10 protein-coding genes are annotated in these 7,851 nt (G+C 58.2%); 6 read left to right on the top strand and 4 right to left on the bottom strand.

Going from position 1 to position 7,851, the window contains the following annotated elements:
* Nucleotides 1–296 precede the first annotated feature (296 nt).
* Together WA354_RS18990 and WA354_RS18985 are read right to left on the bottom strand one after the other, a co-directional pair.
* On the bottom strand, nt 297–842 hold the full coding sequence (locus WA354_RS18990) for a hypothetical protein (RefSeq protein WP_472814588.1): 546 nt from the start codon (nt 840–842) through the stop codon (nt 297–299).
* On the bottom strand, nt 839–1,150 hold the full coding sequence (locus WA354_RS18985) for a hypothetical protein (protein WP_472814587.1): 312 nt from the start codon (nt 1,148–1,150) through the stop codon (nt 839–841). The genes WA354_RS18990 and WA354_RS18985 overlap by 4 nt, the downstream gene beginning before the upstream one ends.
* A 166-nt stretch (nt 1,151–1,316) precedes the next feature.
* On the opposite strand from WA354_RS18985, the gene WA354_RS18980 reads away from it, so the two are divergent.
* Both WA354_RS18980 and WA354_RS18975 read left to right on the top strand, forming a co-directional pair.
* Complete coding sequence (locus WA354_RS18980; protein WP_472814586.1) at nt 1,317–2,567, top strand: Nramp family divalent metal transporter; 1,251 nt, start codon at nt 1,317–1,319, stop codon at nt 2,565–2,567.
* Between the two features lie 66 nt (nt 2,568–2,633).
* A complete protein-coding gene (locus WA354_RS18975; protein WP_472814585.1) occupies nt 2,634–3,662 on the top strand; it encodes an SDR family oxidoreductase in 1,029 nt (342 codons plus the stop codon).
* 24 nt (nt 3,663–3,686) lie between these two features.
* Here the strand turns inward: WA354_RS18975 and WA354_RS18970 are convergent, their stop codons facing one another.
* Nucleotides 3,687–4,172, bottom strand: coding sequence for a (deoxy)nucleoside triphosphate pyrophosphohydrolase (locus WA354_RS18970; RefSeq protein WP_472814584.1), 486 nt, complete (start codon nt 4,170–4,172; stop codon nt 3,687–3,689).
* Nucleotides 4,173–4,250: 78 nt separating this feature from the next.
* Nucleotides 4,251–4,988 (bottom strand): HAD family hydrolase, encoded by a 738-nt coding sequence (locus tag WA354_RS18965; RefSeq protein ID WP_472814589.1) that lies wholly within the window; start codon nt 4,986–4,988, stop codon nt 4,251–4,253.
* A 110-nt stretch (nt 4,989–5,098) separates the two neighbouring features.
* Between WA354_RS18965 and WA354_RS18960 the strand changes: the two genes are divergently transcribed.
* From WA354_RS18960 to WA354_RS18945, 4 genes are all read left to right on the top strand, one after another.
* On the top strand, nt 5,099–5,590 hold the full coding sequence (locus WA354_RS18960) for a rhodanese-like domain-containing protein (protein WP_472814583.1): 492 nt from the start codon (nt 5,099–5,101) through the stop codon (nt 5,588–5,590).
* Nucleotides 5,591–5,617: 27 nt separating this feature from the next.
* Entirely contained in the window at nt 5,618–6,112 is a 495-nt protein-coding gene (locus tag WA354_RS18955; RefSeq protein ID WP_472814582.1) for a TlpA family protein disulfide reductase, read from the top strand.
* Between the two features lie 114 nt (nt 6,113–6,226).
* Complete coding sequence (locus WA354_RS18950) at nt 6,227–7,291, top strand: site-specific tyrosine recombinase (protein WP_472814581.1); 1,065 nt, start codon at nt 6,227–6,229, stop codon at nt 7,289–7,291.
* On the top strand, nt 7,288–7,851 hold a 564-nt coding region (locus WA354_RS18945), incomplete at its 3' end, for a site-specific integrase (protein ID WP_472814580.1). The genes WA354_RS18950 and WA354_RS18945, both read left to right, overlap by 4 nt.

Genomic DNA, 7,851 nt, shown 5'->3' with positions numbered 1-7,851 from the left:
GTGGCATCGAGTCCGAAAAGAGCGCCGGCGGCGGCGAGGGTGCCGAGCATTTTGCGGCGAGTGGGAGCGGCGGTTGATTCGGTGATGTCCGGTGTGTCGGAAGGGTTCTCGTTGTGCATTGCGCTGCTCCTTAATTGCAGGATCGCAGAGGACGCGTCCAGAGATTCAGTGCTCGGCAAAGACTCTCCAATATAGCAGGGTGGGGGCTGGATTCGGCCGCAAGGACAAAAGCAACTGCAGGTCCCTCGACTCCCGTTGGTCGCTCGGGATGACACGTCGTTTTGATGGAAGAAGGTCTACGGCTTACGTGAAGCAAGGTAGGTGTTGATGGATTGCTGCCAGTCTTTCGCCGCGGTCTTATCGGTATTGGTGAAAGCGGTGACGTGGTCGTTGCCATCGGGTATGAGTGCTGTGCGGGTGTAGGTAACGTGAACCTGGGTGGTGGTCGGGTTGGTGGGCGTAAATCGGACGTCGATGGTTGTGACCATGATGTCGGGAATGAAGTAGACGTACTGAAAGTGGCGAGCTTTGAGATCGAAGAGTGTGTTGACCCACACGGCGGTGACAGGACCGTGATGAACCGTGAAGACAGCACCCTGCTCGTCGTGCGCGGGTTGCGGGTAGAGGAATTGCGGGTCCCAGTGCTTGCCGGCCCAGGGACGTTCGCCTTCAGGGCCGAAGAGCGGCGCAGTTTCGGCGGAGGGAAGGTGAACGACGATGTCGAAGGCCGTTTGTGTGCGAAGGAGTTGCGTCGACGGCGCGGCGGATTGGCCGAGTGCTGAAGCGGCGATTGCGGCTGCGCCAGCGATGACTGCAGCGGTGCCGGCGATTGCGGATTTCATCGTTTGCGCTCCTTGAGGTGGTGGCTGTCGGAGGCTTTGAGCGCCATGCCGTAGAGAGATTTGAACTGCTCAATCTCCTTGAGGGTTTGCGGCGAGAACGGCGCTTTGCCTTCGAAAGCGTGGAGGACGATGCCCTCGAGCAGATCGCCGAGTGTCATGTCCTTTTGCTCGGCGATGGCTTTGAGTACTTTGAGCATGCGTTTTTCGAGGCGGACGCCGGTCTGTACGCGCTCGACTTCGACGAGAGGATGGTCTTGCTTTTCCTGGGCCATGTGTACCAATGTACCAAAGTACGCAGATAGCTGCAACGCATTTCTCTAAATCGACCATTTTTCAAACCCACCCAAGCGACAAATACGTCGCTTGGATGGGGCACCTATATATGGAAACCTGCTGGTCACTCGCCAATCGGCGCTGTGCCTGTTATGGTCGTGAAGGCAGAAAAAAATGACCCCACCATAGGAACCCGAGGCCATGTGGAAGCGCTGGCGAATCCGGATACTGCTGTTTTTGGCCGTTCTCGGCCCCGGATTTATTACAGCCAACGTTGATAACGACTCGGGCGGCATCCTCACCTACTCCCAGGCAGGCGCCCAGTACGGCTATAGCCTGCTGTGGACCATCATTCCCATTACCATTGCGCTGATCGTGGTGCAGGAGATGTGCGCCCGCATGGGCGTGGTGACGGGCAAAGGCCTGAGCGACCTGATCCGCGAAGAGTTTGGGTTGCGCCTGACGTTTGTGCTGATGTTGCTGCTCATCTTCGTCAACTACACAAACGTGGTTACGGAGTTCATCGGGATCGCTGGATCACTGCACCTGTTTCACGTGACGAAATTTATTTCGGTGCCCTTTTGCGCGGTACTGGTGTGGTTCATGGTGGTAAAGGGCAACTACAAGAGCACAGAGAAGATTTTCCTCGTCGCCTCGGTGGTCTACATTGCCTACATTTTCGCGGGGGTGCTGTCGCAGCCGAGCTGGAGCCAGGCCCTACATGCAACCATTCAGTTGCCGGAAAGATCGGTGTGGCACGACAAGGCTTATATCTACATGGCGATCGGCATCGTGGGGACAACCATTGCTCCGTGGATGCAGTTTTATCTGCAGTCTTCGATCGTGGAAAAGGGGATTCGCGTAAAGGATTACGCGGCCTCGCGGCTTGACGTGATTGTGGGCAGCTTCTTCACAGATATCGTGGCCTGGTTCATCATTGTGGCGTGCGCGGCCACGCTGTTTGTGCATGGCATGGGAGCGATCGCAGTAGCAGCAGACGCGGCGGAAGCGATGCGGCCGCTGGCGGGCGACTATGCGTTTATCCTCTTCGCGTTTGGGTTGTTCAACGCGTCGCTGTTTGCGGCTTCGATTCTGCCATTATCAACGGCGTACACGGTGTGCGAAGGCCTTGGTTTCGAGTCCGGCGTGGACAAGAGCTTCAAAGAGGCGCCGACGTTCTACTGGCTGTACACACTGCTGATCGCAGGTGGCGCGATTTCTGTTCTGATCTTGCCGGATGCGCAGCTGATCAACTTTGCGATACTGTCGCAGGTGTTGAACGGGGTGCTGCTGCCCGTGGTGATCATCCTGATGCTCATGCTGATCAATCGGCAGGATCTGATGGGCAAGCACAAGAACTCGCACCTGTGGAACGCAGTTGCATGGGGCACGAGCATCATCGTGATTGGCATGACGGGAGTGATGCTCTGGGGAATGATTCCGGGGCATTGAAGGGCAGCTATTAGCTTGTAGCTTTTAGCCTTTAGCTCTCCGGCATCAAATGGCAAGGAGCATGAGATGAGTACAGTGCTGGTGACAGGCGGGTCGGGATTTATTGCGAGCCATACGATTTTGCAATTGCTGGGCGCGGGGCACCAGGTGCGAACGACGGTGCGAAGCCTTTCGCGCGAGGGCAATGTGCGCGCAATGTTGAAGCACGCCGGATCAGAGCCCGGAGATCGGCTGCAATTCGTTGCCGCGGATCTGATGAGCGATGCGGGGTGGCCGGCGGCGGTTGCGGGCTGTGAATATGTGCTGCACATCGCTTCACCGTTTCCATCGACCGTGCCGAAGGATGAGAATGAGCTGATTGTGCCGGCGCGGGAGGGTGCGCTGCGGGTACTGCGCGCGGCCAGGGATGCGGGCGCGAAGCGCGTTGTGCAGACGTCGTCGTTTGCGGCAGTGGGGTATGGGCACCCTCAGCAGGAGAGGGCTTTCACTGAGAAGGATTGGACGAATCCGGACGGCGCGGATGTGATGCCGTATACGAAGTCGAAAACTCTGGCGGAACGCGCGGCATGGGACTTTATCGATCGTGAGGGCGCGGGGTTGGAGTTGGCAGTGGTTAATCCGGTGGGCGTGTTCGGGCCGGTGCTGGGGCCGGATTATGCAACGTCAGTCTTGTTCGTTCAGCGAATGATGGATGGAGCCGTGCCGGGCTTGCCCCGGATGTGTTTTGGGGTGGTAGATGTGCGCGATGTCGCGGACTTACATCTGCGGGCAATGACAGATCCCGCGGCGAAGGGTGAGCGCTTTCTCGCCGTTGCAGGTGACTTCATGTGGATCGTCGAGATTGCGAAGACGCTGAAGGCGCGGCTGGGTGAAGCTGCGAAACGTGTGCCGACGCGGCAATTGCCGAACTGGATGGTAAAGCTCGCGGCGTTGCGCGATCCTGCGGTGAAGCAGATTATTCCGGAACTGGGCAAGTGGAAGAATGCAACCAGCGAAAAGGCACTGCGCGTTCTGGGATGGAAGCCACGTTCGCGCGAGGACAGCGTGGTGGCGACCGCGCAGAGCATGATTGACCTGGGGCTGCTCAAGCAGTAGGGAACCGGGGCTGCTTAGCGGCGACTAGAGAAGTTTGCCGGCGGCGAGGTCGCGGATTAGTCCGCGGTCGGCGGCCAGGAACTCGTAGTCAGGAAGTTCTTCGAGCCGGACCCACTTGAACTGGTGGAAGATTTTGTTCTCCAATTCGCCATTGAAGGAGGGGACGGAGAAGAACTGCAGGTCGACGGCGCCGCCATGGCGATAGTTATGACGGATGTGGGTAACGCGCGATCCGATCTTTGCGTCGATGCCAAGTTCTTCCTGGAGTTCCCGAGCGAGGGCTTGTTCAGGACTCTCTCCCTGCTCGATTTTGCCGCCGGGAAACTCCCATTGCAGCGCCATTGGCTGGTCGGGCCGTCGCTGGCAGATCAGCACCAGTCCATCGCGAACCAGCAAACCTGCTACTACAAAGCGGAGTGCGGGACCCGTTGGTCGCGAATTGGAGATGGGCTGCGGCTCTTCCACGTCTCTAGTGTAAATGCCTGCGACAAATACCGGTGTGATGAACATACCTCGACATTTCATCTTCTGAAATTGTGCAGGTAGGTTTTTTTGCTTGCACTTACAACGGTTTCTGTCGGAGAAAGCCTATTCGCCAGCGATAGCGGCCGAAGATTCGGCGGCTTCGCGGGGGCGGAAGTAGCCCCAGCCGCGTTTTGCGCATTCCCCCAGTAGTGCCGGCGAAGGGTTGACGGGGAAGGGATGGGCGGCGATCTCGAGCATGGCCAGGTCGTGGAGCGAGTTGCCAAAGACCGCGTCGGGATGCGGCAAGCCGACGCGCCGCAGTGCGGCAGCCTTTGCCGGGCCAGTGGGTACATCGACCAGGTCGCTGGTAATGATGCCGTCGACGACTTTGACTTCGGCGGCGAGGACGTGCTCTTCAGGTATGCCGAAGCTGCGCACGCCTTCCGAGACGACCCATTTGTTGGTGGAACTGACAGCCCACAGCTCGACGTTGGCTTTGCGCAGCGTGGCGACGAGCGCGACGATTTCCTCGAAGATATGGGGGCGCACATGTTCGTCGAAGAAACGGGCAGCCGCGGAGCGCAGTTCCTGCTCACGCAGGCCGGAGTAGATCTGCACCATCTCGCCGCAAATCCGGGCTTCGTCGACGGTACCGGCCAGGTAACCGCGATAGCTCGTGTCCATCCAATCTGAGGTCGAGCGGGAAACGAGCCCTTGTTCGAGCGACCAGACCATGAATCCGTGACCGGAGTCGCCGCTCCAAAGGGTTCCGTCGCAATCGAATACCGCGACTTTGGGCGCAGCATCGGAGACGAGATGTTCGAGTTGTTGAGCAGTCCAGGGAGTGATTTCGAGTTGCATGGATGACAAGAGAATTTGTTCCTTTATTGAAAGTGACCCAACCCTATTTTCGTTGATCACACCCTGTAAATGCACGCGGCGGTAGAATGAAGTTATCCAAGGAGTTATCGATGCGCCTTATTTTTTCATTGAAGATTGTTGTGTTTCTTGCGGTTATCGCCTTTGCAACGGTGCCAGGAGCATGGGGGCAGTATTCGAATCCAGCCGCGCTGAGCGCGACTACGATTCCGCAAGCGGATCTGATGCAACCGGCGGAACTGGTGCGGATGCTGAAGGCAGCCGGACAGGAGCGGCCCGCGGTATTTCAGGTTGGCTCTTTCGTGATGTTCCAGCAGGCGCACATTCCGAATTCCGGATTTGCGGGGCCCGGCTCACAGGCAAATGGGATCGTGCTGCTGAAGAAGTTGTCGGCGCCGTTATCCAAAAAACAACTGATCGTCATCTATTGCGGCTGCTGCCCATGGAACCACTGCCCAAATCTGGGACCAGCGTACAAGGAACTGCATGATCTGGGATTCACGAAGGTGAAAGCTCTCTACCTCGCCAACAACTTCGGTGACGACTGGGTGTCAAAAGGCTATCCGGTAGAGAAGGGCGAGTAGCGGTTGGTGCGCGTCGCGAACTTTAAAATGCGCTTTCTTCGCATCACAATATGTGCGCTTCTGATTTGCGTAGCCAGCTTGTGCGCGCAGACTCCGCCGGACCTCGTGCAAAAACCAGCGCCGCTATTTGTACGCAATGATCTGTCTGGCCAGAGCGTTGCCCTGGTGAAGTATCGCGGCAAGGTGGTGCTGCTGGATTTCTGGGCGACGTGGTGTGCCGGTTGCCAGGTGGAGCTGCCGAAGTTTGCCTCGTGGCAGAAGAAATATGGCGCGAAGGGTTTCAGCGTGCTCGCCGTTTCGATGGATGACACCGTTGCGCCGGTGCGCAAAACCGTTCGCAGGTTGCAGCTTGATTTTCCGGTTGTGATGGGCGACGCGCGGCTTGGCGAGGAGTACGGCGGCCTTTTAGGATTGCCGGTGACTTATTTGATCGATCGCCAGGGAAAGATCATCTCGAAGTTCAATGGCGATTCCGATCTCGAGGATATAGAGCGCGCAATTCAGGCCGCCCTTCGGCAGTGACGGGTGCTGCGCAAACAGAAAAATGCGTTAACGAATTTGAGTCGTTGATGAACGAGGTTCGGTAACTCCGCTAGAAAACTCAAGTTACCTCTTTCCACGCGGATAATCGAACCTGTGGGCGTAGAAAACAACCTCGGGCTCTTGAAGGATTACCAGGCGTATCTTCGGGTGGAAAAAGGATTACGTCCACTGACCTGCGAGGCCTACGACGGAGACTTGAAGACGTTCGCCGAGTTTCTTGAAGGCCGGCAGGGCGTGCTGGTAACGGCAGCGCAGCAGGATGTGTCGGCGTTCCTTGAGCATCTACGCACCCATTCGATTGACTCGCGGAGCGCCGCGCGGAAGTTGAGCTGTCTGCGGGGATTCTACAAGTGGCTGTTGCTGGATCGGCGAACCCATCACGATCCAACCTTGAATATTGAGTCGCCCAAGGCGTGGAAAGTGCTTCCGAAATCGCTCGCAGAGCCGGAAGTGGCGGAGATGCTCGAGCGCGCGGCGATGATAGCGGAGCATCCCCAGGCGCAGGCAACGGCGTTGCGCGATCGCGCGATTCTGGAATTGCTCTATGCGGGCGGACTGCGGGTCTCGGAGATTACAGGATTGGGTACAAGCGACCTGGCATTGGACGCCGGTCGCGTGATGGTGCGGGGAAAAGGCGACAAGGAACGGATTGTCCCCCTCGGGCGCAAGGCAGTGGAGACATTGGAGACGTACCTTCGGCAGGGAAGACCACATCTTGCGCGGATCAGTTCGAAGCGGAAGGCGAGCCCGCCCCGGCAGGACGCGACCCGGTTATTTCTGTCACTGCGCGGAATGCCGCTGACGCGGCAATGGGTCTGGCATCTGGTGAAAATGAGTAACAAGGACGCGAGTCCGCACAAGCTGAGACATAGCTGCGCGACGCACATGGTGGAACACGGCGCAGATTTGCGCAGCGTGCAAACGTTGCTGGGCCACGCTGACATTTCGACCACGCAGGTGTATACGCACCTGGCGCTGGGCAGGTTGAAAGCGGTGCATCGCGAGCATCATCCACGGGCGAAGGTGAAACCGCAGGAAGACGCAACTCCGGCCGAAACGCGAAGTGGGCGATTCGGGATTATTCATGGCGGCAAGGCGAAGAAACGCGTCGTTGAACCGCAGGGGGATGGCACGGGTCGCGACCGGGAGCAGGAATGATGATCGCCGAACCTGAGCAGGAATTGCCGGTGCACACTCCTCTGCCTCCGCTGGCCGGGCTGGCGGATGAGTACCTGCGCATGCTTGCGAACGAGCGCGGATCTTCGCAGCACACGCTGCGGGCGTATCGGCGGGAGTTGTTTGATTTTGCGTTGTACATGGCGGAACGACACGCCGCGATTGGCTCGGTGGATCAGATCGAGCACCTTCACATTCGCGCATATCTTGGGACATTGCTGGAGCGCGGATTATCGAAGGCTTCGACGGCGCGGGCGCTCGCGGCGATTCGAAGCTGGTTCAAATGGCTGGCGCGAACCGGTCGTGTCGAGCAGAACGTGGCCTCACTGGTGGCGACGCCGCGATTGCCGAAGCACTTGCCGCGTGTGCCATCGATTGAGCAGATGAATCGCGTGGTGGACAGCGTGGATGACGATGCAGCGAGCTGGCCGTGCCGCGACAGGGCGATTCTGGAACTGCTGTACGGATGCGGAATCCGCAATGCCGAATTGACAGGGCTGAATCTGAATGACATTCACTGGGCCAATGAAGCGATCCTGGTC

This window comes from Occallatibacter sp., assembly GCF_049802275.1.
GTDB lineage: Bacteria > Acidobacteriota > Terriglobia > Terriglobales > Acidobacteriaceae > Telmatobacter.
The sequence above is the reverse complement of the archived record's forward strand: the minus strand, read 5'-3'. Positions and strand labels throughout refer to the sequence as shown.

Coding starts and splice junctions, on each gene's coding strand:
- WA354_RS18990 (WP_472814588.1), bottom strand. CDS start 842: ATGAAATCCGCAATCGCCGGCACCGCTGCAGTCATCGCTGGCGCAGCC.
- WA354_RS18980 (WP_472814586.1), top strand. CDS start 1,317: ATGTGGAAGCGCTGGCGAATCCGGATACTGCTGTTTTTGGCCGTTCTC.
- WA354_RS18975 (WP_472814585.1), top strand. CDS start 2,634: ATGAGTACAGTGCTGGTGACAGGCGGGTCGGGATTTATTGCGAGCCAT.
- WA354_RS18970 (WP_472814584.1), bottom strand. CDS start 4,172: ATGTTCATCACACCGGTATTTGTCGCAGGCATTTACACTAGAGACGTG.
- WA354_RS18965 (WP_472814589.1), bottom strand. CDS start 4,988: ATGCAACTCGAAATCACTCCCTGGACTGCTCAACAACTCGAACATCTC.
- WA354_RS18960 (WP_472814583.1), top strand. CDS start 5,099: ATGCGCCTTATTTTTTCATTGAAGATTGTTGTGTTTCTTGCGGTTATC.
- WA354_RS18955 (WP_472814582.1), top strand. CDS start 5,618: ATGCGCTTTCTTCGCATCACAATATGTGCGCTTCTGATTTGCGTAGCC.